Raw genomic sequence first — 26608 nt, 5'->3', positions numbered from 1 at the left:
CACGCAGTCACGAGTCCCTAGGCTCGGTGCATGGTTGATGCGGTGGTCGTCGGAGCGGGACCGAACGGGCTCGCGGCAGCGGTGACGCTCGCACGCGCCGGACTGTCGGTCGAGGTCGTCGAACGGAACGACACGATCGGCGGCGGCGCCCGGACGGCCGAGCTCACCCTGCCCGGCTTCCTGCACGACGTCTGCTCCGCCGTGCACCCGATGGCCCTGCAGTCCGAGTTCTTCCGGCTGTTCCGGATGGAGGAGCGCATCGAACTCCGCCTGCCCGAGGTGCAGTACGGCCACCCGCTCGACGGCGGCCGCGCTGGCATCGCCTACCAGGACCTCGACCGCACCGCCGCCGAGCTCGGGGTGGACGGGCCGGCCTTCAAGCAGCTGATGGCCCCGCTGGCGGAGAACGCCGACCAGGTCGCCGACTTCGCGACCGACGCGCTGCTGCACGTGCCGCGGCACCCCCTGACCGTCCTGCGCTTCGGTCTGCGGGCGCTCGAGCAGGGCACCGCCGCGTGGAACCTGCGCTTCCGCGGCGAGGCCGCCCCGGCGATGGTGTCCGGCGTCGCGGCGCACTCGATCCAGCACCTGCCGTCCCTGTCCACCGCGGCGGCGGCGCTGTCGCTCGGCTCCTACGCGCACGCCCGCGGCTGGCCGGTGCCGATCGGCGGCAGCCAGGCGATCGTCGACGCGCTCGCCGCGGACCTCGTCGCGCACGGCGGCCGCATCGTCACCGGGCAGGAGGTCCGGTCGCTCGGTGACCTCACCCCGGCGAAGGCGGTGCTGTTCGACACGAGCGTGCCGGGCATGCTCCGGATCGCGGGCAAGCAGATCCCGACCCCGAAGCGCGGTGCACTGCGACGCTTCCGGTTCGGCAACGCCGCGGCGAAGGTCGACTTCGCGCTGTCCGACCCGGTGCCGTGGACCAACGAGTCGCTGCGGAAGGCCGGGACCGTGCACATCGGTGGGACCCGCCAGGAGATCGCGGAGGCCGAACGGGCGGTGGCGCACGGGCAGCACGCCGAGCGCCCGTACGTGCTCGGCGCGGAGCCGACCGTGGTGGACCCGACCCGCGCCCCGAAGGGCAAGCACGTCTTCTGGGCCTACGCGCACGTCCCCGCGGGGTCGGACGTCGACCCGACCGAGGCCGTCACCCGTCAGATCGAGCGGTTCGCGCCGGGGTTCCGCGACACGATCCTGTCGTCGAGCTCCCGCACCGCCGTGCAGATGGGCGAGTACAACCCGAACTACGTCGGTGGCGACATCGCCGCCGGTGCCGCGAGCTTCTGGCAGCTCGTCAAGCGCCCCGTCCTGTCCAGCGACCCGTGGCGGATGGGCGGCGGCATGTACCTGTGCTCCGAGTCCTCCGCGCCCGGCCCCGGCGTGCACGGCATGGCCGGATGGCACGCGGCGAAGAGCGCACTCCGGCACACCTTCGGCCTGCCGGAGGACGTCGACCTCACCCCGGAAGGCTGATCACCATGGCGAAGAACGTCCGCATCCTGCACTGCCGTCCCGAAGCCGTCTTCGACGTGCTCGGCGACGGATGGCTCTACACGACCTGGGTGGTCGGCGCCTCGCGCATGCGCAAGGAGGAGTCCGGTTGGCCGCAGGTCGGTACCCACCTGCACCACTCGTTCGGCGCGTGGCCGATCGTCATCAACGACGTCACGACGTCGCTGGTGTGGGAGCCGCCGCACCGCATGGTCATCCAGGCGAAGGGCTGGCCCATCGGCGAGGCCCGCGTCGAGCTGACCGTCGAACCGCACCGGCACGGCAGCAAGGTCACGATCACCGAGAACGCGGTGGCCGGGCCGGGTTCGTACGTGCCCGATTTCCTCATGCAGCCGCTCATCTGGATCCGTAACCGCGAGACCCTCCGCCGCCTCGAGTGGGTGGCCGTCGGGCGCGCGGCGAACGCCTGAGACGTCCCACGAGACGGACGGGAGGCCCGTGGCGGCGTCGCCACGGGCCTCCCTTCCGCCCTGTGGGTGCGTCGACTACTCGGCGCGCGAGAACTCGCTGGCCCGCGCCACCTGGTCGTCCGTCAGGGCGACGCCCGTGTACCGCTCGAACTGGCGCGCCGCCTGCAGGGCGATGACCTCGGCGCCGGTGATGACGTGCTTGCCGGCATCGCGCCCCGCACGGACGAGCGGGGTCTCCGACGGGAAGGCGACCACGTCGAAGACGGTGTGCGCCGCCTCGATCCGTTCCGGCGCGAACGCGAGTGCGTCCTGCTGGTCGCCGCGCATGCCGAGCGGGGTGACGTTGACGACCAGGTCGGTCTCCCCCGCCTCGCGCTCGTCGGCCACCCAGTCGTACCCGTACTGCGAGGCCAGGGCCGGGCCGGTCTGCTCGTTGCGGGCGACGACCGTCAACCGGTCGAAGCCGGCACCGCGGAACGCCGCCGTGACGGCCTTGGCCATGCCGCCCGAGCCGCGGAGCAGCACCCGCGAAGCCGGGTCGACCTGGTGCGACCCGAGCAGGGCGGCGATCGCCTCGTAGTCGGTGTTCGACGCGGTGAGCACGCCGTCGTCGTTCACGACCGTGTTGACCGACTGGATCGCGGCGGCGGAGTCCTCGATGTGGTCGACCAGTGGGATGATCGCCTCCTTGAAGGGCATCGACACCGAGCAACCGCGGATCCCGAGCGCACGGATGCCGGCGACGGCGCCGGGCAGATCGGTCGTGGTGAACGCCTTGTACAGGAAGTTGAGGCCGAGCTCGTCGTACAGGAAGTTGTGGAACCGGGTGCCGATGTTGCTCGGGCGCGCGGCCAGCGACATGCAGACCTGCATGTCCTTGTTCAGGATGGGCATGCCCCCAGTCTCGCACCCTCTCCCTTTCGCGTCCTCGCAGGGATGGAGCGGTCCACGCAGACCGGGTGCCGCGCGCCGGGGTAGCGTCGGTTCCGATGACTGAGATCCCGGAGACCATGCGCGCTGTCCGCTTCGACGAGTGGGGTGACCGATCGGTCCTGCACGTCGCCGAGGTGCCCGTTCCCGAGGTGACGCCCGGGCGGGTGCTCGTCCGCGTCCGCGCCGCGGGCATCAACCCCGGTGAGTCCGCCATCCGCCAGGGTGCGTTCGGCGGCGATCTGCCGTCCGGGCAGGGCACCGACTTCGCCGGCATCGTGGTGGCCGTCGGGGCCGAGGTGGACGGCGTCGACGAGGGCGAAGAGGTCATCGGCTGGTCGTGGGACCGCGCCAGCCAGGCCGAGTACGTCTCCGTGCCGGCCGTCCAGGTCGTCCAGAAGCCACGCCTGCTCGACTGGACCGTGGCGGGTGGCCTCGACGTCATCGCGACCACCGCAGCCGCAGCCGTCCGTGCGGTCGACCCGCGTCCGGGCGAGACCGTCGTGGTGTCCGGCGCCGCCGGCGGGGTCGGCGGCTTCGTCACCCAGCTCCTCGCGAACGAGGGCATCGACGTCATCGCCGTCGCCTCCGAGGCGAACCACGAGTGGCTCCGCTCCAAGCGTGCACGGCCGGTCGCGTACGGCGACGGGCTGCAGGAGCGCATCACCGAACTCGCGACCAACGGCATCGACGCCGTGATCGACACCCACGGCGCCGAGTACGTCCGGCTCGGCATCGCCCTCGGGGTGCCGGTCGACCGCATCGAGACGATCATCGCGTTCGACGAAGCCGCCGAGGTCGGGGCGAAGGCCTCGGGCAGCGCGGACACTGCCGACCCGGAGATCCTCGGGGCGCTCGCACTCGAGGTCGCGAACGGCGCGATCGAGGTGCCCGTCGCCGCGACCTACCCGCTCGACCGCGTGCAGGACGCCTTCGAGGAGCTCGAGCAGGGCCACACCCGCGGCAAGATCGTCCTCATCCCCTGATCCCAGGGCGGCTCAGGGCCGGTCCGGGGGTTTCCCCCACCACGCTCGGGGTGCGTCCCGGATGCGCTCGACCGGCGGTGTTGCGTAGCGTCGTCGGTATGAGCACACTCTCCCGTCCCCGCAACGGTCGTCTGCTGGCCGGCGTCTGCGCCGGTCTCGCCGACCGCTTCAACCTGTCCCGCACCCTGGTCCGGGTGGTCTGGGTCATCCTGAGCTTCTTCCCCGGGCCGCTGTGGATCGCGTACGTCGTGCTGTGGTTCGTGATGCCGCCCGAGGGTGGTCGGCGACGCTGAGCACCGGTCCGTCCGGACGGGTTAGTGTGGCGGCGTGCCGGTCTCCGTCTTCGATCTGTTCAGCGTCGGTGTCGGCCCCTCGAGCTCGCACACCGTCGGCCCGATGCGGGCCGGTGCCGAGTTCGCGACCCTCGTCCGTGGCCTGCCCGTCGCGTCCGTGGTCGTCGACCTGTACGGGTCCCTCGCGTCGACCGGACAGGGTCACGGCACCCTCGGTGCCGTCGTCGCCGGGCTCATGGGGTCACACCCGGAGACCGTCGACCCCGATGCCATGGTCCTCGCGCTCGACGCCGTGGAACGCGACGGTGTCCTGCGCCTCGATGGCGGTGCGAGCGTGCCGTTCCGCCTCGCCGACATCGTCCTGCACCCCCTGACGATGCTGCCCCGGCACCCGAACGCCATGCGGCTGCGTGCCCGTGACGCCGACGGGACCGACCTGGCCGACGAGACCTACTACTCGATCGGTGGCGGGTTCATCGCACGGGACGAGGCGGCGGAGCCCGCGGCCGACGCATCCGCTGCCGTCGCCGGTGCCGCGATCCCGGTCGACGACGCCGTGCCGTACCCGTTCTCGAGCGGCGCCGAGCTGCTCGCCGCGTGTGCCGGTTCCGGCCTGCCGATCAGCGGCGTCGCCCTGGCGAACGAGGCCGTCACCCGGACGGACGCCGAGATCCGGTCCGGACTGCTCGGGATCCACGGCGTGATGGAGTCGTGCGTCGACCGATCCGTCCGCCGGGGCGGGTGCCTGCCCGGGGGACTCGACGTCCGTCGTCGCGCCGCCACCTGGCACGAGCAGCTCACCCGCGAGGACCCCGACCACGACCCGCTCTTCGCGATGGAGTGGGTGAACCTCGTGGCCATGGCGGTCAACGAGGAGAACGCCACCGGCGGACGTGTCGTCACCGCCCCGACGAACGGCGCAGCCGGCATCATCCCCGCGGTCCTGTACTACGCGCTCACCTACGTGCCCGCGGTCGCCGAGGCCCCCGCCGCCGAACGGGACGACGCCGTCGTGCGGTTCCTGCTCACCGCCGGGGCGATCGGGTCGATCTACAAGGAACGGGCGTCGATCTCCGGCGCCGAGGTCGGCTGCCAGGGCGAGGTCGGTTCGGCGGCGTCGATGGCGGCTGCGGGGCTCGCCGAGGTCCTCGGGGGCACGCCGGAGCAGGTCGAGAACGCCGCCGAGATCGCGATGGAGCACAACCTCGGGCTGACCTGCGACCCGATCGGCGGCCTGGTGCAGATCCCGTGCATCGAGCGGAACGCGATCGCGGCGAACAAGGCGATCAACGCCGCCCGGATGGCCCTGCGCGGCGACGGGGTGCACCACGTGTCGCTCGACCAGGTCGTCGAGACGATGCGGCAGACCGGGGCGGACATGTCGTCGAAGTACAAGGAGACCGCGATGGGCGGGCTCGCGGTGAACGTCCCGCTCTGCTGAGCGCCAGCTCGCGCCCGCTCGCGCGTCAGGCGTGCAGGAGCGTCAGCAGCCGTGCCGTCTCGGTGGCGATGGCGTCCCGGCCGGCCGACACGTACTTGCGCGGGTCGACGACCTCCGGCCGCTCGTCGAGCACGGTGCGGAGCGCACGGGTGAACAGGCCGTTCAGGTGCGTCGAGATGTTGATCTTCGTCATCCCCGCGTGCACGGCGCCGCGGAGTTCGTCGTCGGACAGGCCCGAGGACCCGTGCAGCACGAGCGGCACCGGCACCGCGGCACGGAGGCGCTCGACCAGGTCACGGTCCACCGACGCCTCGCGGGTCTGCATCGCGTGCGAGGTCCCCACCGCGACCGCCAGGGCATCGACCCCGGTGTCGGCCACGAACGCGGCGGCGTCGGTCGGATCGGTGCGGACGCCGGGCGCGTGCACACCGTCCTTGCCGCCGACCTCGCCGAGCTCGGCCTCGATCGCGACGCCCGCGGCGTGACACCGGGCAGCGAGTTCGCGGGTCACTGCCACGTTGGCGGCGAAGTCCAGGTGTGAGCCGTCGTACATGACCGAGTCGACGCCCAGGTCGACGCCGGCCGCCACCAGCTCCGGGTCCTCGATGTGGTCGAGGTGCACGAGGACCTCGACGTCGGCGGCACGAGCGACCGCCTGGGTCGCGGTCGTGATCGGTGCGAGGCCGCCGTGGTACCGGACGCAGTTCTCGCTGATCTGCAGGATCACCGGCAGACCGGCCAGCTCGGCGCCGGAGACGATCGCCTCGGCGTGCTCGAGCAGCACCACGTTGAACGCACCGACCCCGCGGCGTGCCGTGCGGGCGGTGTCGAGCAGGCCGGTGAGGGCGAGGTCGGTGATCATGCGGGGGTCCTCGTTCGGTCGTGGGCGGGAGCGGGCGGGGTGGACAGGAAGCGGTCGACGTCTGCCGGGTCGACCACGCCGGCCACCGGCTGGAGGACGGCGGCGGCCCCGTGTGCAGCGGCGGAGCGGAGGGCTCGGAACAGGGTGGCGTCGTCGGGGGCCGGGACGCTGCCGTCGGGCGCGGAGAGGCCAGCACCGACGAGGACATCGACCAGGACACCGACGAGTCCGGCGGTGGCTGCGTCGCCGGCCCCGGTGGGGTTACCCGAGACCCCGGGGATCGCCGGCACCTCGAGCACGTGCTCGGTGGTGTGGGCGGCGATGCCGTCGGAGCCGCGAGAGACCACGACGACCGTCGCGCCGAGTCCGAGGAGCCGGAGTGCCCCCGAGCGCTCGTCGTCCGTGCCCGTGGCCTCGAGCAGTTCCTCGCGGTTTGGCTTGCAGACCGTCGCCCCGGCCGACGCGGCAGCCAGCAGCGCGGTGCCCGAGCAGTCGACCACGGAGAGCGCACCGCGGCGGCGGGCGGTGGTGACCCAGCGGGCGACGACCGTGGGGTCGGTGTCGCGGGGCAGTGAGCCCGACACGACCAGGGCCGCGGCGGCCGGGGCGCCGGCGGCACCGCGGGTGCCGCCGGCGACGCCGTCGTCGAGCAGTTGCTCGACCGCGCTGGTGACGGTGTCCCACTCGTCGGGGCTGAGCACGGGTCCGGGCTCGCCGAACATCGTCGGGTGGGCGAGGTCGTCCACCACCGTCACGGTCGTGCGGGTCTCGCCACGGACAGCGACGTCGGTGTGGACGAGCCCGAGGTCGTCGAGGGCATGGGCGATCCAGTGCCCGCCGTCGCCGCCGAGGGGCAGCACGGCGTGGGTCGGGACACCGGTGGCTGCGAGGACCCGTCCGACGTTCAAGCCCTTGCCGCCGGGGCGCCGCTGGACCTCGAGCACGCGCTGGGTCTCGCCGATGCGCTGTTCGGCGACTCGGTAGGTCACGTCGACGGCCGGGTTCGGGGTGACGACGAGGATCACGCGACCACCGCCGTCGGCAGGGTTCGGACGCTGCCGCGCTCCGGGTCGAGCACGACCAGGTCGGCGGGGGCGCCCACGCTGAGCGATGCCGGGGCCCCGAGCAGGCGTGCCGCACGCCCCGCGGACGCCGCGACGATCTCGGGCAGGTCGATCCCCGCGTCGAGCAGGCGGCGGACGGCGTCGGCGACCGTGATCGTGCTGCCCGCCAGCGACGAACCGTCGGCGAGCACGGCGAGCCCGTCGCGGACGGTCACCGCCGATCCGGCCACCGTGTACGCCCCGTCGGGGCAGCCCGTCGCCGCCATGGCGTCGGAGACCAGGACCATCCGGCCCGGAGCGCTGCGCTGGACGATCTCGACGGCGACCGGGTCCAAGTGGTGGCCGTCGACGATGCACTCGAGCAGCACACGGTCGTCGGAGAGCGCGACCCCGACCGGCCCGGGCGCACGGTGGTGCAGCGGGGGCATCCCGTTGAACAGGTGGGTGACGAGCGAGGCCCCGGCGTCGACCGCGCGGCGGGTCTGCTCGGCGGTGGCGTCGGTGTGGCCGATGGCGACGACGACGCCGGCGTCGACGAAACGGGCGACGGCGTCGAGTGCACCCGGGAGCTCCGGCGCGAGCGTGACGATCCGCATCGCGCCACCCGCGGCGTCGCAGTAGGCGTCGACCTCGGCGGGGTCCGGGGCGTGCAGCAGGTCGACGCGGTGCGCCCCGCGACGGGCCGGCGCGAGCCACGGCCCCTCCAGGTGCAGTCCGGCGAGCGTGCCGTCGGCGACGAGCGGCCGGAGCCGGGTGAGGGCCGCCACGGTGTCCGCGCGCTCGCCCGTGGCGATGGACCCGACCAGGGTGGTCGTGCCCCGTGACCGGTGGTGCCCAGCGGCGGCACGGGCGTCCTCGGCGGAGCACCCGGCGAAGTCGTGCCCGAGCGCGCCGTGGGCGTGCAGGTCGACGAACCCGGGCACGACTGCGCCGTCGACGGTGACGGCGGTGTCCGTGCGCATCGGGGACCCGGTGCCGGTCGCCAGCACGGTGTCGTCGTCACCGATGACGAGCCAGCCGTCGTGCAGGTCTGCCTGGGCCGTGACGATGCGATGGGCCCGGACGAGGGTGGTCACAGCAGGACCCCGGTCTCGGTCTCGAGCAGCGCGCGTGCGAGGATCCCCGCTCCGATGGCGCCGGCTGCGTCGCCGTGCCGGGCGGGGACGACGACGGGGACACGGACGCCCTGCAGGCGCTCCGTGACGGCGTCGCGCAGCGGGTCGAGCAGCAGCGGCCCCGACTCGGCGAGTCCCCCGCCGACGATGATGGTGTGGACCCCGGCGACCGCGGTCGTCCAGGCGAGCGCGTCGGCCAGGACCGCGACGCAGTCGTCCCAGACCGCACGGGCTGCGGGGTCGCCCTGGCGGACCAGGAGCATGGCGGCGTGAGCGGACGGCGCGCCGGAACGACGTGCGACTCCCCCGGCGGACGCGATCTCCTCGACGCGGTGGCCCGCGTGCGGACCGGTCTGGATGCGGACCTGCCCGATCTCCCCCGCCCAGCCACCGCCGGACACGACGACGCCGTCGACCACCAGGGCGCTCGCGAGCCCGGTGCCGACCGGCACGAACGAGACCGACCCCCGCGAGAGCGCCGGGTCACCGGCCCGGACCTCGGCCAGGGCGCCGGCGCGGACGTCGTGGCCGAAGGCGAGCGGCACGTCGATCCCGTGACGCAGGAGCTCGGCACGGACGAGGTCACGCACCGGGACGTCGCGCCACCCGAGGTTGACGGACAGTTCCACGGTGCCGCGGGTCTCGTCGACGACGCCGGGGGTCACCACCCCGATGGCTCCGAGCGGCGCCCGTCGGGTGGCCTGTGCGGCCAGTTCGGCGACGACGGCGGCGAGGCGCTCGGCGCCCGGGTCGTCGCGCGGCGTCGGTACCCGAGTCTCGTCGAGGACGAGTCCGTCGGCCGTCGTCAGCCGGGTCTTGATGCCCGTGCCGCCGACGTCGACCCCGAGCACCGCGCCTGCGCCACCCATCAGGTGAGGATGACCGACCGGGTGAGCGACCGGGGGTTGTCCGGGTCGAGCCCGCGTCCCTCGGCCAGGGCGACGGCGAACCGGTGCACCACGACGAGTCCGGCGATCGGGTCGAGGTCGTGCTGGACGAAGCGGGCGCCGGTGACGGCGACCTCGTCGGCCAGGCCCTCGGGTGCCGTGCCGAGCGACCAGACGAGCCGGCCGGGCTGGGCGATCGCGATGGGACCGTGCCGGTAGTCCATCGCCGGGTAGGACTCAGCCCAGAACTGCGCGGCCTCACGCGTCTTGAGCGCGGCTTCGAACGTCAGGCCGACTGCGGCCCCACGACCGACGAACGAGACCTGCTCGGCGTCGAGCAGGTCGTCGATCGGCACCGTCAGCGCGGTCTCGGCCTGGGCTGCGAGCGCGTCGACGTCGTCACCGATGGACGCCCGCAGCAGTGCGAGCGTCGTGGTGGCGAAGCGGGTCTGGACGACCGAGCGCTCGTCGGCGAAGGGCAGGGCGACCACCTGGTCGGCGACGGCCGCGGCAGGGCTGTCGGCGACGGCCGTGATCAGGACGGTCCGCTGCGACGGCAGGGCCTGCAGCAGGTCGACGATCTCGGTCGTCGTGCCCGAGCGGCTGATCATGAGCACGCGGTCGTACTCGCGGGACGCGGGGTACTCCGACCCGGCGAAGGCATCGGTCACGCCGAGGCCCGCCTGCTCACGGGCGACGGCGTAGCTCATGGCGATGAACCAGCTCGTGCCGCAGCCGATCACGGCCACGCGTTCGCCCGGCTGGGGCAGCGCGTCGGCGAAGGTCGGCAGGAGCGCGGCGGCTGCACGCCAGGTCTCCGGCTGCGAGGCCAGTTCAGCGCTCACGAAGGTGTCGGTCATGGGAGCCTTCCGGGTCCGGATCGATCCGGGTGATCGATGATCAGGAAGCGTAGCGAGCGATCGTGCGCAACGGAAGGGGAAAACGTCATTTCCGATCATCGGACGTCGGTGGTGACGCCGTAGTATGACCGTCATGACCCCCCAACAGCGGCTGAACGCCCTGCTCGAACTGGTGAGCGAACGCGGCAACGTGTCGATCGCCGAGATCGGGGAGCTGCTCGGGATCTCCGCCGCGACGGCTCGCCGCGACCTCGCGACCCTCGCCGACCAGCGGCTCGTCACGCGCACGCACGGGGGAGCGGCAGCACTCGGGGCCGGGTACGAGCTCCCGCTGCAGTACAAGATCGCCCGGCAGGCCGAGGCGAAGACGGCGATCGCCCGCGCGGCCGCCCGGTTGGTGCAGCCGGGGGAGACCGTCGGGCTCAACGGCGGGACGACCACGACCGAGGTCGCGCGTGAACTCGGCAAGAGCGAGCGGTTCATCCGCGCCGACGGCGAGTTCGGCATCACGATCGTGACGAACGCCCTGAACGTCGGGTACGAGCTGTCCGTCCGCGCCAACGTGAAGATCGTGGTCACCGGTGGTGTGGCGCGGCGGCAGTCCTACGAGCTCGTCGGGCCGCTCGTCCGGGACACGCTCGACGAGTTCGCCCTCGACCTCGTGGTGCTCGGCGTCGACGGGCTCACCGGCCAGTACGGCGCGACCACCATGCACGAGGGCGAGGCCGAGGTCAGCCGCCACTTCGCCTCGGTCGGACGACGCGTCGTCGTGGTCGCCGACTCGACCAAGATCGAACGGTCGACCTTCGCCCGGATCTGCCCGCTCGACCGCATCGACGTCCTGGTCACCGACCAGCCGGTGCCGGCCTCGTTCGCTGCTGACCTGGCCAGCGCCGGCGTGGAGCTCGTCGTCGCCGACTGAGCACCCCCTGCGGCCACCCCGGAGCGGTCCGGACGTTTCGATCGTGTAAAACCCTCCCCGGCACGGATGCGTGAGCGATCCGTGAGCGCCTATTGTGCATTCATGATCGATTCGGCATCATGGGCGTCACATTCACGCAAGGGAGCGATGAGCATGGGCGCTGACAACGCAGGACTCCGCGTCGCGGTGATCGGGATGGGCCAGCGGTCCGCCATCGCCCGCCACGTGGCCGAGGCAACCGCGGACGAACCGTCGCTGCAGGCCCGGGTCGTGGCCGTCGCGGACGTGACCGCGGCCGGCCGGGACCGCGGGCACGACGAGTACCCGGACGCCCTGGTGGTGGAACACCACCGTGACCTCACCGGTCACGTCGACGCGGCCATCGTCACCACGCCGGACTGGACCCACGCCGAGATCGCGATCGACCTGCTCCGCGCGGGCATCGCCGTCTACCTCGAGAAGCCGCTGGCCATCACGGTCGAGGACGCCGACGCCGTCCTGAACACCGCGGCGGAGACCGGGACGCCGCTGTACGTCGGGCACAACTTCCGGCACGCCGCCGTCGTCCGCCTGATGCGCGAGATCGTCGACCGCGGCGAGATCGGTCAGGTCAAGGCCGTCTGGTGCCGGCACTTCGTCGGCAACGGCGGTGACTACTACTTCAAGGACTGGCACGCCGACCGCAGCAAGGTGAACTCCCTGCTCCTGCAGAAGGCGAGCCACGACCTCGACGTCATCCACGCGCTCGGCGGGGGCGACACCGCCCGGGTCGTCGGGATGGGCTCGCTGTCGGTCTACGGCGACGTCACCGACCGGCGCGACCGCAGCGGCGAGCTCATGGGGGACTGGTTCTCCCACGACAACTGGCCGCCGCTCGCCCAGACCGGGCTGAACCCCGTCGTCGACGTCGAGGACGTCTCGATGGTGATGATGACGCTCGACAACGGGGTGCAGGCCAGCTACGAGCAGTGCCACTTCACCCCGGACTACTGGCGGAACTACACCGTCATCGGCACCGAGGGACGCCTCGAGAACATCGGCGACACCGGTGGGGGCGTCGTGAAGGTCTGGACGCACCGCCGGGGCTGGGACACCGCGGGGGACCGCGAGTACCCGATCGACGGCGTCGAGGACGGGCATGCCGACGCCGACCTGCTCACCATGACCGAGTTCCTGCGGTCCGTCGCGTTCGGCGAACCGTCGGAGCTGTCCCCGATCGCGGCCCGTGCCGCGGTCGCCGCGGGCGCGCTGGCCACGCGCTCGCTCCGCAACGGGTCCGTCCCCATCGACGTCCCGCCCCTGCCGGCCGAGACCATCGCGCACTTCACGTCGAACGCCCCGCACTCCACCCCCTCCACCCCGCATCCCGCCCAGACCGTCGGCTCCTGACGGCCGTGCGAAAGGACACCCCGATGACCGCACACATCCCCACCCGAGGAACCGGCGTGCGCCGCGTCCTCCTCGGCGCCGTCGCCGCACTCGGCGCGGCAGCACTCCTGGCCGGCTGCTCCTCGTCGTCCGGCGCGTCCGGCTCCGGCGGCGACTACGAAGCCGCGCCGAAGGACACCAAGGCGTCCCTGACCTACGCCGTCTGGGACGAGAACCAGGTCAAGGCCATCAAGGCCAACCTGAAGGGCTTCAACGAGGAGTACCCGGACATCAAGGTCAGCGTCGACGTCACGCCGTACGCCAACTACTGGACGAAGCTGCAGACCCAGGGTTCGAGCAACACCCTGCCCGACCTGTTCTGGATGAACGGCCCGAACTTCCAGCTGTACGCGGCCAACGGCAAGCTCGCGCCGATCACCGGCGAGGTCGAGTCGGGTGACATCGACGCGTCGAAGTACTCGAGCGCACTCAACGACCTGTACACGTACGACGACACCCAGTACGGCGTGCCGAAGGACTTCGACACCATCGGCGTCTGGGTCAACAAGTCGCTGTTCGAGCAGGCCGGCATGGACCTGCCGTCCAAGGACTGGACGTGGGACGACTTCCAGCAGACCGGCGCCGAGCTGTCCGAGAAGCTGCAGGCGAAGGGCGCCTACGGGGCAGCCGGCGGCATGGACGGCCAGACGACGTACTACAACACGATCCTGCAGGCCGGGGGATCGGTCGTGAACGCGGACGGCACCGAGTCCGAGTACGCCACGAAGGCCTCCGAGGACGGCCTGCAGTTCTGGACCGACCTGATCGACTCGGGGGCATCGCCCTCGATCAAGCAGCTCACCGACACCACGGCCGACCAGTGGTTCACCTCGGGCAAGCTCGCGATGTACCAGGGCGGCAGTTGGTTCCGCTCCGCGCTGACCGGCACCGAGCTCGAGAAGGACGTCGTCGCCTACCCGCTGCCCAAGGGCAAGGAGCAGGTGACCGTCATCCACGGGGTCTCGAACGTCGTGTCCGAGGCGAGCAAGGACAAGGCAGCCGCCCAGGCGCTGCAGGTCTACCTCGCGGGCAAGACGGCCCAGCAGCAGCAGGGCGACATGGGCGCGGTCATCCCGGCGTACGAGGGCACGCAGAGCGCCTTCACGAAGACGATGCCCGACGCCGACCTGCAGGTGTTCCTCGACGCGGTGGACTACGCGAAGCCGCTGCCGGTGTCGAAGAACACCGCGGCCTGGAACACCCTCGAGACCACCCTGCTGCCGAGTGCCTTCGACGGATCGAAGCCCGTCGACCAGGTGGCAGAGGACCTCGCACAGAAGATGGACGCCGCCCTCGCCAAGGAAAAGTAGGACCCGCGCGTGACGATCAACACCGAGCGGCCCCCGGCCGCAGCCACCCCCGCCCGGACGACACGTTCGTCCGGGCGGGGCGCCCCCGCGCCGCGCGCCGACGGCGGCCGAGCGCCACGACGGACCGACGGCTGGTGGCCGTGGCTCTTCGTGCTCCCGTTGCTCGTCGGCGTCGGCACCTTCTACATCTGGCCGATCATCCAGACGTTCTGGTACTCGTTCACCAGCTGGGGCGTCTTCGGGGGCGCCACGTTCACCGGCGTCGCCAACTACGTGCGACTCGTCGGGGACCCGCAGCTGTACCAGTCGCTGCTCAACACGGTGATCTACACCGTGATCGTCCTCGCCGGGATCCCGATCGCGGTGTGGCTCGCCAGTCTGCTGAACACCCCGGGGCTGCGGTTCGCGCAGTTCTACCGGGTGCTCTTCTTCCTGCCGTACGTCGCCATGCCCGCGGCGATCGCCCTGGTCTGGCGCATCATGTACAACGGCGACTACGGCATCGTGAACTGGTTCCTCGGCAACTTCGGCATCGACGGCCCGTACTGGATCTCGACCCCCGGCTTCGCGCTGATCGCGGTGAGCCTGGTCGGCCTCTGGTCGTCCCTCGGGTTCTCGATGATCATCCTCGGCGCCGGGCTCAAGGACATCCCGCCGGAGCTCTACGAGGCCGCGGAGCTCGACGGCGCGAGCCGGTGGCGGCAGTTCCGCTCGGTGACCGTGCCGTTGCTCAGCCCGAGCATCTTCTTCGTGGTGATCGTCACGACGATCTCGAGCTTCCAGCTGTTCGACCTGCTGTACGCGATCCTCGGCAGCACCAACCCGGTGATCCCGAAGACGATGTCGCTCGTCTTCTACTTCTACAGCGCCGGGTTCATCGACAACGACAAGGGCTTCGCGGCCGCGACCGCGATGGTGATCTTCCTGCTCATCGGCATCGTCACGCTCGTGCAGTTCCGCGTCCAACGGAAGTGGGTGCAGGGATGACCGCCACCGTCACACCGCCTCGGACCGCGCGTCGGCCCGGCCGTCGCGGCGGCAGCCACTGGTGGATCCACGTCGTGCTCGGCATCGGCGGGTTCGCGATGGCCTTCCCGTTCCTGTGGCAGATCATCATGTCGCTGTCGACGAACGCGCAGGTGCAGTCCGTCACGCCGGTCTTCTGGCCGGGGGAGCTGCAGTGGCAGAACTACGCGCAGGTGTTCGAACGCCTGCCGTTCCTCAGCCAGCTCGGCACGTCGGTGTACGTCACGATCATCCGCACGATCGCGCAGATCGTCCTGTGCACGCTCGCCGGGTACGCCTTCGCCCGGATGCGGTTCCGCGGCCGGGCGGCACTGCTCGCGATCGTGCTGTCGATCCTGCTCGTGCCCTCGCAGGTCTACCTGATCTCGCAGTACCAGATCGTGCAGGGGCTCGGCTGGCTCGACACCCTGATGGGGATCGTCGCACCCGGGCTGTTCAGCGCCTTCGGCACGTTCCTGATGCGGACCGCGTTCCTGAACATGCCGCCCGAGCTGGAAGAGGCAGCGCGGATGGACGGCGCGAACCCGTTCCAGACGTTCTGGCGGATCATGCTGCCCCTGGCCCGTCCCTCGATCAGCGTGCTCGCGATCACGACCGTGCTGTGGTCATGGAACGAGCTGCTCTGGCCGCTCGTGGTCTCCACCCGCGCCGAGGACATGCCGCTCGCCGCCGGCCTCGCGACGCTGTCGAGTGACCGCACGATCGACTACCCGGTGCTGATGGCCGCCAGCCTGATGGCGATGGCACCGGTGCTCATCATGTTCGTCGTGCTGCAGCGTCGGGTGATGGACGGGCTCGCGTCGTCCGGTCTGAAGTGACCACCGCGACCCCCGGCCTGGAGGCCCGCCCCGCGTCCGTCGCGGTCCTCGCCGCCGCCGTGGGGTCACCGGACGACTCCGCGACGGTGGCGGCCGCACTGGCCGCCACCGTCGCCGACGCCGGGCCCGCGGAGCGGGACGCGCTGTTGGTGGCGGCGCTCCGCGCCGCGGTGCCGGACAGCGCCGACGCGCTCGCGGAGCGGGGCCTCCCGCGCGCGCTCGCCGAGGCCTCCGTCGCCGACGTCGACCGCAAGCTCGCACGCTACGGACTGCACGGCACCGGGGTGGAGTGGCTCGTCGCCGTGGTGACCGGGCGCGTGGTGGCCGTGGGGCGCCTCCAGTTCGAACTCGGCGACCACCTGGCGGACGGCACGCTGGCCTGGGGCGTGCACGTGCCGGAGACCGGGCCGCTCGACCCGGTGGCCTGCGACCGCTCGTTCGCCCGCGCACCCGAGGTCCTGCGCGGCCTCGCACCGCAGCTCGCTGCCGACCGGTGGCAGTGCCGCTCCTGGATGCTCGACCCGGGACTGCCCGCCGCGCTCGGTCCCGATGCCAACCTCGTGCGCTTCGCCCGGCGCTTCCGTCTCGTCCCCCCGGGGGCGCACGACGCGACCGAGGGGGACGCCAGCGTCGCGAAGTTCGTCTTCGGGGTGCCGCTGGCGACCGCACGGTCCGCGGCGCCGTCCGGTCGGTTGCGCGCGGCCGTGCTCGACCGGTGGGCGAGCGGTGGGTACTGGACCGAGCGGACCGGCACGGCGCCGGTCGCGTGACCGCCCGCAGCCGCGGCCGCGTACCGTGCACGGCATGACGAAGCCCGACCACGACCACCTCGACGACGGCGTCGACATGACGTTCGAGGAACGCCGACAGGACACGTTCCGTCGCATGTCCGGATCTGACGAGCACGACGCCGACCCGCGGGTCGAGGTCTCCCGTGCCGAGGACGGCGACGTCCGCATCGACGTCGCCGACACCGCGGCGGTCCGACCCGGCGAGTGACACCCGTTCCGGGCCCTGGTCCGCCGGGGTCGGTGGGGCACGGCATGATCGTGTCGTGCACCTCGTCCTCCGCCGCGTCGACGGCGGCGTCCTCGCGACGCCCCTGACCGACGCGGGGACCGCCGGGGGCGAGCCGATCCGCCTGGACGAGCCGGGCCTCCCGGCCTTCGTCGCGGCCCACGACGCACCGGGCGTGCGCTGGGTGTGGGACGACACCGCCCGCTGGTACCCGGCCGTGCTCGCTGCAGGCGGTCGGGTCGGTCGCTGCGTCGACCTGCGCCTCGGCCGTCGTGTCCTGCGGGCCGCGCTGGCGGCGCGGGGATCCGCGCTCGCGGCCGCGCCGGCCGACGCCCTGGACGCCCCGGTCGCGGAAGCCCGCGTGGTCCGGCCGACGCAGGCCCAGCTCTTCGACGACGCCCTGTTCACCGCCGCCGCGCCCGACGACGAGGTCGACCCGGTGGCGGAGTTCCGGGCGCAGCTCTCTGCGGTGGCGGGGTCGAGCGCTCCCGGTGCGCTCCGCCTGCTGCTCACCGCGGAGTCGGCCGGTGCGCTCGTGGCGGCCGAGATGCTGCACGCCGGGCTGCCGTGGCGTGCCGACGTGCACGAACGGCTGCTCGAGGACGCCCTCGGACCGCGCGTGCCCTACGGGGTGCGGCCGCGACGCCTCGAGGAGATCGCCGCCGTCGTGCGCGAGCGCCTCGACGACCCCGGTCTCAACCCGGACTCACCCGCCGACGTCCTGAAGTCGCTGCGCCGGGCCGGCCTGATGGTCACGAGCACGCGGAAGTGGGAGCTGCAGGAGATCGAGCACCCCGTCATCGAGCCGCTGCTCGAGTACAAGCGCCTGGCGCGACTGCTCACCGCCAACGGCTGGACCTGGCTCGACGACTGGATCCGCGACGGACGGTTCCACCCGAAGTACGTCGTCGGCGGTGTCGTCACCGGCCGTTGGGCGGCCGACGGCGGGGGAGCGATGCAGTTGCCGAAGGGCATCCGCGGGGCCGTCATCGCCGACCCCGGGTGGAAGCTCGTCGTCGCGGACGCCGCGCAGCTGGAGCCCCGGGTGCTCGCCGCGATGTCCGGCGACCGGGCGATGGCCGCGGCCGGCGACGGGCGCGACCTGTACGACGGCGTGGTGGCCTCGGGTGCGGTCGAGACCCGGCAGCAGGCGAAGGTGGCGATGCTCGGTGCGATGTACGGGGCGACCCAGGGCGAGGGCGGTCGGCTCGTGCCGCGCCTGGTCCGGGCGTTCCCGCAGGCGCTCGACATGGTGGAACGGGCGGCCCGTGCGGGGGAGCGCGGCGAACCCGTGACGACGCTGCTCGGGCGGACGTCACCGGTGCCCGAGGACTCGTGGTTCGAGGCCCGGAACCAGGCCTACACGGTCGAGGGGACCCCGGCGATGCAGCGTGCGGTCGAGTCCCGCGCCCGGAGCTGGGGGCGGTTCACCCGGAACTTCGTGGTGCAGGGGACGGCGGCGGAGTGGGCGCTCGCGTGGATGGGGTCCCTGCGCTCGCGGCTGATCGCGCGCTTCCCCGGAGCCGTGACGGACGGGCCGCACCTGGTGTTCTTCGTGCACGACGAGATCGTGGTGCACGCCCCGGCGGAGCACGCCGAGTGGGTGGCGCAGCAGATCCGGGAGGCCGCTGTCGATGCCGGACGGTTGTTGTTCCAGGACTTCCCGGTGACGTTCCCGCTGTCGGTCGGGGTGGTGGGGGCGTACTCGGAGGCGAAGGACTGAGGCGGCCGGGACGGCTCCCGGCGGCTTCGGGCAGTGTGGACGGATGCACACCGAACACGGGGACGCCGCCGACCGCACCGTCGGCGAAGTCGACCTGACCCGTTGGCGCTCCCGTGCCGGCCGCAGCGTCGCCGGTGCGTGGACCGCAGTCGGCAAGCGCTTCGGCGCCATGCCCGTCCTGCTGCTGACCCTCGCCATCGGCCTGGGCGTCGCCGTCCTCGCGACGTGGATCGCCTCCGAGGTCTACGACGCCGTGCGGGAAGCCGACGACGTCGCGGTGCTCGACCGACCCGTCCTCGACTGGGCGCTCACACTCCGATCACCCACGGCGGACACGCTCGTCACCTGGTGGACCGACATCGCGGGCACGATCGGGATGCCGATCGTCGCGCTCGGGTTCCTGGTCGGCTTCACGATCCAGCGCCGTGCGTGGACGCCACTGGTGCTCCTGGTCGCAGCGAGCGGTGGTTCGTTGCTCATGACGATCGCGGGCAAGGACCTCATCGGCCGTGCCCGTCCACCGCTGTCCGACGCGGTGCCGCCGTACGAAACGTCGCCGTCGTTCCCGTCGGGGCACACGCTCAACTCCACGGTGATCGTGGGCACCATCGTGTACCTCCTGCTCCTGCGGCAGTCGCGCGTCGTCACCCGGGTGTGGACGATCGTCGTGGGCACCCTGTTCGTGCTGTCGGTGGGGGCGTCGCGGGTGTTCCTCGGGCACCACTGGCTGACCGACGTGCTGGCGGCGTGGGCGCTCGGACTCGCCTGGCTCGCCCTCGTGATCATGGCGCACCGGTTGTACCTGACGGCGCTCCACCACGGTGCCGAGCCCGCGCCGGACGTCGACCGCATCACTTCGTGAGCAGAAGACGTCGGGTTGCTCGCCCGCACCCGACATCTTCTGCTCACGAAGTCGCAAAGCCCCCCGCCGCCCGGGCCCGCCGCCCCGAACGGCAGAGCGCCGTCAGCCGCGACCGGTAGGTTGCCGGGCATGGAAGAACGGGTCTTCGGCGGCAGGTACCGCGTCACGGGCACGCTCGGACACGGTGGCATGGCGTCCGTGTACCGGGCGGTCGACGAGCAACTCGGTCGCGAGGTCGCGGTCAAGGTGTTCCGCATCGGCCCCGTCGACCGCGGTGAGCGCGCCCGCGCCGAGGCGGAGATCCAGACCCTCGCGACGCTGCGCGCCCCCGAGCTCGTCACGCTCTACGACGCCGCACTCGACGACGTCGACGGCGACTCGTACCTCGTCATGGAACTCGTGCCGGGCAGTGACCTGGCGACCCGTCTGCGCGAGGGTCCGCTCGACCCCGCGACCGCTGCCCGCCTGGGTGCCCAGGTCGCCGACGGCCTGGCCGCCGTGCACGCGCAGGGGATCGTCCACCGTGACGTGAAGCCCGCGAACGTCCTGCTCGAGAGCGACGGCCGGCACGTCAAGCTCGCCGACTTCGGGATCGCCCTGCTCCGTGACGCCTCACGCGTGACGGGGACGGGGACCGTGATGGGGACGGCCGCGTACCTTGCCCCGGAGCAGGTCCTGGCGAAGGAGATCACCGGCAAGGCCGACGTCTACTCACTCGGGCTCGTGCTGCTCGAGTGCATGACCGGCCGCCAGCCGTTCCCGGGCAGCGCGGTCGAGTCGGCCACCGCCCGGCTCACCCGTTCGCCCGAGATCGACCGGCAGCTGCCCACGGCCTGGCGCACCCTGCTGCACGTGATGACCGCGCAGGACCCGGCGGAGCGACCGACGGCTGCCGAGGCCGCCGAGCGCCTGCGTGCGCTGGGCCGCGACGAGCCGACGAACGCCACGCAGCTGCTGCCCGGCACGCCCGGTGCGGTGACGTCCGCGGCCGCCGGTGCGGCTGGTGCCGCGGTCGGCGCCGGCGCCGCCGCAGCGGCGAACGCCGACGACCGGACGCAGGCGATGCCGGCGAGCGAACTGCCGAACGGCGGCGCGGGTCCGGGGGACGACGCCACCCGCGTCCTCGACACCCAGCGTCCGAACGCCGCCGACGACGTCTCGACGACCGTCCTCGGCGCCCAGGCGAACGGCCGCGGCGCATCGGGCCCGAGCGGGCCGACCCCGCCGCCGGTCACGCCCCGGCCGGTCCGGGCCGACCGGCCGGACGACCAGCCGGAGAAGAAGAAGCGCGGACCGCTCATCGCCGCGATCATCGTGATCGTCCTGGTGCTCATCGGCATCGGGGTCGCGGTGTTCGCCCTGAACGGCGACGACGACGGCACCCCTGCCCCGACGGACACCACGTCGACCGCGCCGACCGAGCAGCAGCCGTCCGAGGACCCGGGCGAGGAACAGCAGCCGAGCGAACCCGCCGAGCAGCAGCCCTCGCAGGAGCAGCCGCAGCCGTCGCAGCCCGCCGAGGAACCGAGCGAGCAGCCGAGCGAACCGACCGAGCCGGAGCAGCCCACCCAGGACCCGCCCGTCGGACCGGAGCCGAGCACCCCGGCCTCGAACCCGGTGCAGGAGCCGCAGGACGGCACGGGCGCGGCCGACTCCGGCGCGGTCGACACCGGCGCGGTCGACACCACGTCGGACACCGCCCCCGGCAAGTCCGGCAGCGCACCGGGACACAACAAGGACTGACACGCCGGGGTTTTCGTCCAGTCCCTGGAGCAAATAGGCTCGTTCCGTGCGAGAACTGCAACGGAGCGGTGGCCCGACGACGGCCGTGGCCGCTCGGAACGGTGTCGGCTTCGTTTCTGCAGAGGCCTGGCTCGTCGAACGACCAGCGGGAGCGTCCGTGGCCGAGGCGATCGTCCCCGGTTTCACCGGACGCACCATCGCCATCGGCGACGAGCTCTCCTGGGTCTGGTTCCCCGAACGGACACTGCCCGAGGGGGCGTCGGAACCGACGGAAGCAGACCTGCCGCACTTCTGGGACGCCACGGCCTTCGCCGTCGACGTCGTCTTCACCGACGGCTCGCGACTACGCAACGATGCTGCGGTCCGCGACCAGTACGGCGATGCGATCACCCCGGATGCACAGGACGCGGCCCGCAAGCAGTGGGTGGACCAGTGGAACCGCCGCGCGGTCGACCTCACGCCGTTCACGGGGCTGGTCGTCGACCGCCTGGAGGCCCGGCTCGGCTCCGACGCACCGGCTGCGGCCGCCGACGGCGAACGTCCCGCACTGCGCGGCTGGCTCGACGCCGTCCGGATCGGTCCCGCGCGTCCGACCCCGACGACCCCGCTCGGCCACGTCCGGACGACCCGGGGCACCCAGGCGTCCTCCCGGTTCTCCCGCGGCAACAACGCCCCGCTCGTCGGCGTCCCGCACGGCGGGGTGTTCGGCCTGCCGATGACGGACGCCTCGAGCAACCGCTGGCCGTACGCGTACCAGGAGCACGACCGGCTCGACGACCAGGGGCGGCTCCGCCCGGCGATCCAGGCCTTCGCGACGAGTCACATCCCGTCGCCGTGGATGGGCGACCGCGGGGTGTTCCAGGTGATGCCGTCGCCACTCGACACCCCCGACGTCGACCGGTCCGCTCGCGCGCTCGGGTTCGACCACGAGGACGAGCAGGACGGCCCGCACCGCTACCGGGTCGCCCTCGAGCACGGTGTGACGGCCGAGCTGACCGCGGGGGAGTTCGCCCTCGGGTTCCGGTTCACCGGCACCCGCAGCGTCGTGCTCGACCACCACGGCCGGGTGTCCGACGTCTCCGTGACGATCACCGACGGCACCGCCGTGGTCGAGGCGCTCCTGGACGACCGCCCCGGCACCCCGCCGCACCACGTGCACCTGCGGGTCGCTGGGGTCACAGCCGACCACACGACGGTCGGCGAGCACGAGCTGCGCGGCTGGCTGTCCGTGGGGGAGGCTAGCCACACGGCCGGCCCGGTCGACGTCCTGCTCGGCATCTCGACCGTCTCGATCGAGGACGCCCGCGCGAATCTCGACGACGCCGGCTCGTTCGACGCCATGCGGTCCCGTGCCGAGGCGCTGTGGACCGAGAAGCTCGCGACGCTGTCCTTCGACGGTGCGACCCCCGACCAGCTGACGAGCCTGTACTCCGGCCTGTACCGGCTGTTCCTCTACCCGAACCGCGCCGGGGAGACCGCCCTGACCGGCACCCCGAGGCACCGCTCCCCGTACGGCGACGTGCTGGCGGAGCCGATCCGCGACGAGCCCGGGCCGGAGATCGTCGAAGGCCCGTTCACCACCACGAACGGCTTCTGGGACACCTACCGCACGGCCTGGCCGCTCCTCGGACTCCTGACCCCCGAGACCGCTGGCGAGCTCGCGCAGGGCTTCGTCGAGCACCACCACGACGGCGGGTGGACGCCCCGCTGGAGTGCCCCCGGCGCCGAGGACTGCATGACCGGCACCACGAGCGACACCGTCTTCGCCGACCTCGCGGTGAAGGGCGTGCGCGGCTTCGACCTGGCCGAGGCGTACCGGAGCGCGGTGCGGAACGCGACCGTCCCACCGCGTGACGAGCGCGTCGGACGCAAGGGGAGCCTCCCGGGCGCCTTCCGCGGCCACGTCGACACGGCGACCCACGAGGGGATGTCGTGGACCCTGGACGCGGCCATCAACGACTGGGGTCTGGCCGTCATGGCGGGCCTGCTCGCGTCACGGGCGCGGACGCCCGCCGACCTGTCCCGTTACGAGGCCGAGGCCGAGTGGTTCGCCCGCCGGTCCCTGCAGTACCGGCACGTCTTCGACTCCGAGCGCGGGTTCTTCATCGGCCGCGACCCGGACGGCTCGTGGCGGGTCGGCACCGAGTTCGACCCGCGCGACTGGGGCGACGACTACACGGAGACGAACGCGTGGGGCACCGCGTTCACGGCGCCGCACGACGGCGCCGGCGTCGTCGACCTGCACGGCGGGCCGGAGCGCTTCGACGCCGCTCTCGACGCGTTCTTCGCGACCCCCGAGACCGGCGCGCTGGCGCGGTCCGGCTCGTACGGGTTCCCGATCCACGAGATGACCGAGGCCCGCGACGTCCGGATGGGGATGCTCGGGCTGTCGAACCAGCCGGCGCACCACATCCCCTTCTTCCCGATGTTCACCGGGCGCCACGACGACGCGCACCGCATCCTCCGCGAGTCGCTCGAGCGGCTGTTCGTCGGGTCCGACCTCGGCCAGGGCTACCCGGGTGACGAGGACAACGGTGAGATGAGCGCCTGGTACGTCTTCGCGACCATCGGCCTGTACCCGCTGGCGCCGTCGAGCGGCACCTACGTACTCGTGCCGCCGTCGGTCCGCAGGACGGTGCTGCGACAGCCTGGAGGAACGGAGACGGTCATCGAGATCGCCGCGGGCTCCGCAGGTTCGTACGTGGCGTCGGTGACGGTCGACGGCTCGCCCTGGACCTCGGTCACCATCCCGCACAGCGTGGTCGTGGCCGCGTCGCGGATCGAGTTCACGCTGTCCGACGAACCGCAGGGATGGGCGTCGGACACCCGCCCCGTCTCGGCCTCCGACGTGCACGGCTACCGGGACGCTCCGGTGGACGTCCTGCCCGTCGGCGCGTCGGCGCTCACCGACGACACCGGCCGCACCGTCACGGCGCTCGCCGCGGGGGAGTCCGTGTCCTTCGACGTGTCGTGCCCCGCCGCCTCGTTGTACACCGTGACGGTGGCATCGCCGGGGTCCTACTCGTGGCAGGTCGGCCTCGACGACGCCGTCACGGCGGTCGACGGCGCCGAGTTCTCGTGGGCCGGCCAGACCCGGGTGTTCCGGATCCTCGGCGGCGGTTCGTCGTTCACGTTCACCGCCGGCACCGACCTGACGCTGACGCAGCTCGAGCTCATCGCGGCCGACGGACAGCGTTGACCCGGCGTTCACCGAGCGGGAGCATGCTCGCCCCATGTCGATGAGCGCACCGTTCGATCCCGAACAGCAGGGCCGGTCCATCCCCGTGGACGGCAGTGACGAGTCCGAGCTCGAGATGGAGGAGGACCGCGGCGCCGACGTCGGCGACGACTCCGCCGACCCGAGCGTCTCGCCCGTCAGTCACCACGACGAGGACGAGGCCGGCGGCGGCCCGGTGTTCCGACGTCCGCACGCCGGTGAGCGGCTGCACCCGGACGACCTCTGACCGTTCCGGGGGTCCTCCGGGGTTTCTTGGGCGATTGCCAAGCGGCTCGGGCATGCTCGTGCGCATGTCGATCGCGAACTCGTGGGACCCGTCCGGTGGCCGTGCAATCCCGGAGGACCAGGTCCGTCAGGACGGGCTCGAACTCGACGAGGACCCGGCGATGCTGGGGATCTCGTTCGACGTCGTGGGTGGTGCCTCCGCCGACCCCGCCGGGGTGTCCCCGGTCGACGTGAACGTGCCGACGCCGAGGTCTGCTGGCGGCGCCTCCGACGACTAGCGCGCCTGGTCGAATCGGGCGTACCTGGTCGGATCGGGCGTACCTTGTCGGATCTTTCCACCAGGTACGCCCGAAAGCACCTTGCATCGCACGCGTTCTGGGAAGGAACCTCAGCGCGCGGAAGGGTCGGGGACCCGGTACTTGAACTCGACGTGCGAGCCGGTGAAGCCGAGGCGCTCGTAGAACCGGTGCGCATCGGTCCGTGCAGCGTCCGACGTGAGCTGCACGAGCGGGGTCCCGAGGGCCGGCGCAGCGACGTCGGTCACCCAGCGCATCAGGGCACTCCCGATGCCGCCGGAGCGTAGAGCACTGCTGACCCGCACCGCCTCGACGAGCAGCCGGGTGGCACCACGACGAGCCATCCCGGGGATCCGGGTGAGTTGCAGCGTCCCGACGAGCCGCCCGTCGGCGTCCTCGGCGACGAGCAGCGCGTTCGCCGGGTCGTCCGCGATCGACCGGAGTGCCTCGGCGTACTGGGGGCGGTCCTCCGATGCGGCGACGTCACCGCGCGCGGCGCTGATCGGGTCGTCGGACAACAGCGCCATGAGTGCGTCGAGGTCCGCTTCCGTGGCGTCCCGCAGCGTCAGTTCGCCGGAGCGTGTGGTCAGGCGGACGGGCAGGGCGAGGTCGTGGAGCACGACCCCACCCTGCCCGACCCGGCGGGGCGGTCCCGGTTCAGGGAACGGTGTGTCCAGCCGCGGTGAAGATCCGGTACCACTCCTCGCGCGACAGCTCGACGTCCGAGCCGGCTGCCGAGTCCCGCACGCGCTGCGGGTTCGTGGTGCCGAGGACGACCTGGAAGTGCGCGGGGTGGCGGGTGATCCACGCGACCGCGATGCCGGTCGGGGTGACACCGTGTGCGGCGGCGACCTCCTCGAGCACGTCGTTCAGCTCGGCGTACTGCTCACGGTCGCCCAGGAAGACGCCGTCGAAGAAGCCCTTCTGGAACGGCGACCAGGCCTGGAGCGTGACGTCGTTGATGCGCGAGTAGTTGAGGATGTCGTTGTCGCGGTCCACCGACTGCTCGAGGCCGCCCATGTTCGCGGTCAGGCCCTGCGAGATGACGTTGGCGTGGGTGATGCTCAGCTGCACCTGGTTGAACGCGAGCGGCTGGCGGACGTGCTTCTTGAGCAGGTCGACCTGGCCGGGGGTGTGGTTCGAGACGCCGAAGTGGTGCACCTTGCCGGCGGCGTGCAGCTCGTCGAATGCCTTCGCGACCTCTTCCGGCTCGACCAGGGCGTCGGGGCGGTGCAGCAGCAGGACGTCGACGTACTCGGTCTGCAGTGCCTCGAGCGACTCGTGCACGGACTCGAGGATGTGCTCGTACGAGAAGTCGAAGTACGCGCCCTTCGGCGTCGGCCGGATGCCGACCTTGGTCTGCAGCACGATCTCGGCGCGTTCCGCGGGCGTCAGCGTGACCGCGGCGCCGAACCGCTCCTCGCAGCCGTGCCACTCGCCGTAGACCGCGGCGTGGTCGAACATGTTCACGCCCGCATCGCGCGAGGCGCTGTAGAGCGAACGGATGTCCTCATCGCTCATGTCGTTGATCCGCATCAGTCCGACGATGACGTCGGAGGCGGTGAGGTCTGTCTGTGGCAACTCCAGTGTCTTCACGCCGTCGATCCTGCCAGCCGGTCCCCGGCACAGGCAGGCCC

Annotated in this window: 26 protein-coding genes; 18 read left to right on the top strand and 8 right to left on the bottom strand. The window is 72.2% G+C overall.

The genetic code is table 11. The features are described from left to right. Positions 1-30: 30 nt before the first annotated feature. Both DEI98_RS01185 and DEI98_RS01180 read left to right on the top strand, forming a co-directional pair. Positions 31-1476, top strand: a complete 1446-nt coding sequence (locus tag DEI98_RS01185) for an NAD(P)/FAD-dependent oxidoreductase (protein ID WP_071406240.1) — start codon at positions 31-33, stop codon at positions 1474-1476. Between the two features lie 5 nt (positions 1477-1481). Further along, complete coding sequence (locus tag DEI98_RS01180; protein ID WP_111099639.1) at positions 1482-1925, top strand: SRPBCC family protein; 444 nt, start codon at positions 1482-1484, stop codon at positions 1923-1925. Positions 1926-2000: 75 nt separating this feature from the next. On the opposite strand, the gene DEI98_RS01175 is transcribed toward DEI98_RS01180, so the two are convergent. Further along, positions 2001-2819, bottom strand: coding sequence for a shikimate 5-dehydrogenase (locus DEI98_RS01175; RefSeq protein ID WP_111099638.1), 819 nt, complete (start codon positions 2817-2819; stop codon positions 2001-2003). Positions 2820-2914: 95 nt separating this feature from the next. Here DEI98_RS01175 and DEI98_RS01170 point away from each other — a divergent pair, with 95 nt between their 5' ends. From DEI98_RS01170 to DEI98_RS01160, 3 genes are all read left to right on the top strand, one after another. Then, positions 2915-3841, top strand: coding sequence for an NADP-dependent oxidoreductase (locus tag DEI98_RS01170; protein WP_258369835.1), 927 nt, complete (start codon positions 2915-2917; stop codon positions 3839-3841). A gap of 98 nt (positions 3842-3939) precedes the next feature. Then, complete coding sequence (locus tag DEI98_RS01165) at positions 3940-4134, top strand: PspC domain-containing protein (RefSeq protein ID WP_027466823.1); 195 nt, start codon at positions 3940-3942, stop codon at positions 4132-4134. 34 nt (positions 4135-4168) lie between these two features. Beyond that, positions 4169-5575 (top strand): L-serine ammonia-lyase, encoded by a 1407-nt coding sequence (locus DEI98_RS01160; protein ID WP_111099637.1) that lies wholly within the window; start codon positions 4169-4171, stop codon positions 5573-5575. Positions 5576-5600: 25 nt separating this feature from the next. On the opposite strand, the gene DEI98_RS01155 is transcribed toward DEI98_RS01160, so the two are convergent. Genes DEI98_RS01155 through DEI98_RS01135 form a run of 5 tightly spaced genes read right to left on the bottom strand, consistent with a single transcriptional unit; the run spans position 5601 to position 10363 of the window. After that, positions 5601-6437 carry a class II fructose-bisphosphate aldolase gene (locus DEI98_RS01155; protein ID WP_111099636.1) on the bottom strand — a complete coding sequence of 279 codons (837 nt, stop codon included), beginning with the start codon at positions 6435-6437 and terminating at the stop codon, positions 5601-5603. After that, a complete protein-coding gene (locus tag DEI98_RS01150) occupies positions 6434-7462 on the bottom strand; it encodes a 1-phosphofructokinase family hexose kinase (RefSeq protein ID WP_111099635.1) in 1029 nt (342 codons plus the stop codon). The genes DEI98_RS01155 and DEI98_RS01150 overlap by 4 nt, the downstream gene beginning before the upstream one ends. Further along, on the bottom strand, positions 7459-8577 hold the full coding sequence (nagA, locus tag DEI98_RS01145; RefSeq protein WP_111099634.1) for an N-acetylglucosamine-6-phosphate deacetylase: 1119 nt from the start codon (positions 8575-8577) through the stop codon (positions 7459-7461). The genes DEI98_RS01150 and nagA overlap by 4 nt, the downstream gene beginning before the upstream one ends. Next, the gene (locus DEI98_RS01140) at positions 8574-9485 is read right to left on the bottom strand and encodes an ROK family protein (protein WP_111099633.1); all 912 of its coding nucleotides are present in this window, start codon (positions 9483-9485) and stop codon (positions 8574-8576) included. Before DEI98_RS01140 ends, nagA begins: the two co-directional genes overlap by 4 nt. Next, positions 9485-10363 carry an SIS domain-containing protein gene (locus DEI98_RS01135; protein WP_111099632.1) on the bottom strand — a complete coding sequence of 293 codons (879 nt, stop codon included), beginning with the start codon at positions 10361-10363 and terminating at the stop codon, positions 9485-9487. The genes DEI98_RS01140 and DEI98_RS01135 overlap by 1 nt, the downstream gene beginning before the upstream one ends. Before the next feature lie 133 nt (positions 10364-10496). Here DEI98_RS01135 and DEI98_RS01130 point away from each other — a divergent pair, with 133 nt between their 5' ends. From DEI98_RS01130 to DEI98_RS01070, 13 genes are all read left to right on the top strand, one after another. Next, positions 10497-11285, top strand: coding sequence for a DeoR/GlpR family DNA-binding transcription regulator (locus DEI98_RS01130; RefSeq protein WP_027466817.1), 789 nt, complete (start codon positions 10497-10499; stop codon positions 11283-11285). A 147-nt stretch (positions 11286-11432) separates the two neighbouring features. Beyond that, positions 11433-12674: a Gfo/Idh/MocA family protein gene (locus DEI98_RS01125; RefSeq protein WP_111099631.1), complete on the top strand. Its 1242-nt coding sequence runs from the start codon at positions 11433-11435 to the stop codon at positions 12672-12674. Positions 12675-12697: 23 nt separating this feature from the next. Further along, complete coding sequence (locus tag DEI98_RS01120) at positions 12698-14023, top strand: sugar ABC transporter substrate-binding protein (protein ID WP_111099630.1); 1326 nt, start codon at positions 12698-12700, stop codon at positions 14021-14023. Between the two features lie 9 nt (positions 14024-14032). After that, positions 14033-15010 (top strand): carbohydrate ABC transporter permease, encoded by a 978-nt coding sequence (locus tag DEI98_RS01115; protein ID WP_111099629.1) that lies wholly within the window; start codon positions 14033-14035, stop codon positions 15008-15010. Continuing rightward, positions 15007-15867: a carbohydrate ABC transporter permease gene (locus tag DEI98_RS01110; RefSeq protein ID WP_181433258.1), complete on the top strand. Its 861-nt coding sequence runs from the start codon at positions 15007-15009 to the stop codon at positions 15865-15867. The genes DEI98_RS01115 and DEI98_RS01110 overlap by 4 nt, the downstream gene beginning before the upstream one ends. Continuing rightward, positions 15864-16637 carry a hypothetical protein gene (locus DEI98_RS01105; protein ID WP_111099628.1) on the top strand — a complete coding sequence of 258 codons (774 nt, stop codon included), beginning with the start codon at positions 15864-15866 and terminating at the stop codon, positions 16635-16637. The genes DEI98_RS01110 and DEI98_RS01105 overlap by 4 nt, the downstream gene beginning before the upstream one ends. A 34-nt stretch (positions 16638-16671) precedes the next feature. After that, positions 16672-16866 (top strand): hypothetical protein, encoded by a 195-nt coding sequence (locus DEI98_RS01100; RefSeq protein ID WP_017887924.1) that lies wholly within the window; start codon positions 16672-16674, stop codon positions 16864-16866. A gap of 55 nt (positions 16867-16921) precedes the next feature. Further along, complete coding sequence (locus DEI98_RS01095; RefSeq protein WP_111099627.1) at positions 16922-18607, top strand: bifunctional 3'-5' exonuclease/DNA polymerase; 1686 nt, start codon at positions 16922-16924, stop codon at positions 18605-18607. Positions 18608-18650: 43 nt separating this feature from the next. Further along, positions 18651-19469, top strand: coding sequence for a phosphatase PAP2 family protein (locus DEI98_RS01090; RefSeq protein ID WP_111099626.1), 819 nt, complete (start codon positions 18651-18653; stop codon positions 19467-19469). A 129-nt stretch (positions 19470-19598) separates the two neighbouring features. Then, positions 19599-21212 carry a serine/threonine-protein kinase gene (locus tag DEI98_RS01085; RefSeq protein ID WP_111099625.1) on the top strand — a complete coding sequence of 538 codons (1614 nt, stop codon included), beginning with the start codon at positions 19599-19601 and terminating at the stop codon, positions 21210-21212. Between the two features lie 46 nt (positions 21213-21258). Continuing rightward, complete coding sequence (locus DEI98_RS01080; RefSeq protein ID WP_258370696.1) at positions 21259-24411, top strand: GH92 family glycosyl hydrolase; 3153 nt, start codon at positions 21259-21261, stop codon at positions 24409-24411. A 34-nt stretch (positions 24412-24445) separates the two neighbouring features. Next, on the top strand, positions 24446-24676 hold the full coding sequence (locus DEI98_RS01075; RefSeq protein ID WP_017887929.1) for a hypothetical protein: 231 nt from the start codon (positions 24446-24448) through the stop codon (positions 24674-24676). 64 nt (positions 24677-24740) lie between these two features. Then, positions 24741-24953 (top strand): hypothetical protein, encoded by a 213-nt coding sequence (locus tag DEI98_RS01070; RefSeq protein WP_146243380.1) that lies wholly within the window; start codon positions 24741-24743, stop codon positions 24951-24953. 110 nt (positions 24954-25063) lie between these two features. Here the strand turns inward: DEI98_RS01070 and DEI98_RS01065 are convergent, their stop codons facing one another. Both DEI98_RS01065 and DEI98_RS01060 read right to left on the bottom strand, forming a co-directional pair. After that, positions 25064-25591, bottom strand: coding sequence for a GNAT family N-acetyltransferase (locus tag DEI98_RS01065; protein ID WP_111099622.1), 528 nt, complete (start codon positions 25589-25591; stop codon positions 25064-25066). Between the two features lie 37 nt (positions 25592-25628). Continuing rightward, entirely contained in the window at positions 25629-26567 is a 939-nt protein-coding gene (locus DEI98_RS01060; RefSeq protein ID WP_111099621.1) for an aldo/keto reductase family oxidoreductase, read from the bottom strand. Between the last annotated feature and the right edge of the window lie 41 nt (positions 26568-26608).

The sequence above is a fragment of the Curtobacterium sp. MCLR17_034 genome (assembly GCF_003234485.1).
Classification (GTDB): Bacteria; Actinomycetota; Actinomycetes; order Actinomycetales; family Microbacteriaceae; genus Curtobacterium; species Curtobacterium flaccumfaciens.
This window is presented reverse-complemented; position numbering and strand designations above follow the sequence as displayed.

Excerpts from the sequence above, each read along its gene's own strand:
- DEI98_RS01185 (WP_071406240.1), top strand. The coding sequence starts at position 31 with ATGGTTGATGCGGTGGTCGTCGGAGCGGGACCGAACGGGCTCGCGGCA.
- DEI98_RS01180 (WP_111099639.1), top strand. The coding sequence starts at position 1,482 with ATGGCGAAGAACGTCCGCATCCTGCACTGCCGTCCCGAAGCCGTCTTC.
- DEI98_RS01175 (WP_111099638.1), bottom strand. The coding sequence starts at position 2,819 with ATGCCCATCCTGAACAAGGACATGCAGGTCTGCATGTCGCTGGCCGCG.
- DEI98_RS01170 (WP_258369835.1), top strand. The coding sequence starts at position 2,915 with ATGACTGAGATCCCGGAGACCATGCGCGCTGTCCGCTTCGACGAGTGG.
- DEI98_RS01165 (WP_027466823.1), top strand. The coding sequence starts at position 3,940 with ATGAGCACACTCTCCCGTCCCCGCAACGGTCGTCTGCTGGCCGGCGTC.
- DEI98_RS01155 (WP_111099636.1), bottom strand. The coding sequence starts at position 6,437 with ATGATCACCGACCTCGCCCTCACCGGCCTGCTCGACACCGCCCGCACG.
- DEI98_RS01140 (WP_111099633.1), bottom strand. The coding sequence starts at position 9,485 with ATGGGTGGCGCAGGCGCGGTGCTCGGGGTCGACGTCGGCGGCACGGGC.
- DEI98_RS01135 (WP_111099632.1), bottom strand. The coding sequence starts at position 10,363 with ATGACCGACACCTTCGTGAGCGCTGAACTGGCCTCGCAGCCGGAGACC.
- DEI98_RS01130 (WP_027466817.1), top strand. The coding sequence starts at position 10,497 with ATGACCCCCCAACAGCGGCTGAACGCCCTGCTCGAACTGGTGAGCGAA.
- DEI98_RS01125 (WP_111099631.1), top strand. The coding sequence starts at position 11,433 with ATGAGCATGGGCGCTGACAACGCAGGACTCCGCGTCGCGGTGATCGGG.
- DEI98_RS01120 (WP_111099630.1), top strand. The coding sequence starts at position 12,698 with ATGACCGCACACATCCCCACCCGAGGAACCGGCGTGCGCCGCGTCCTC.
- DEI98_RS01110 (WP_181433258.1), top strand. The coding sequence starts at position 15,007 with ATGACCGCCACCGTCACACCGCCTCGGACCGCGCGTCGGCCCGGCCGT.
- DEI98_RS01100 (WP_017887924.1), top strand. The coding sequence starts at position 16,672 with ATGACGAAGCCCGACCACGACCACCTCGACGACGGCGTCGACATGACG.
- DEI98_RS01090 (WP_111099626.1), top strand. The coding sequence starts at position 18,651 with ATGCACACCGAACACGGGGACGCCGCCGACCGCACCGTCGGCGAAGTC.
- DEI98_RS01085 (WP_111099625.1), top strand. The coding sequence starts at position 19,599 with ATGGAAGAACGGGTCTTCGGCGGCAGGTACCGCGTCACGGGCACGCTC.
- DEI98_RS01075 (WP_017887929.1), top strand. The coding sequence starts at position 24,446 with ATGTCGATGAGCGCACCGTTCGATCCCGAACAGCAGGGCCGGTCCATC.
- DEI98_RS01070 (WP_146243380.1), top strand. The coding sequence starts at position 24,741 with ATGTCGATCGCGAACTCGTGGGACCCGTCCGGTGGCCGTGCAATCCCG.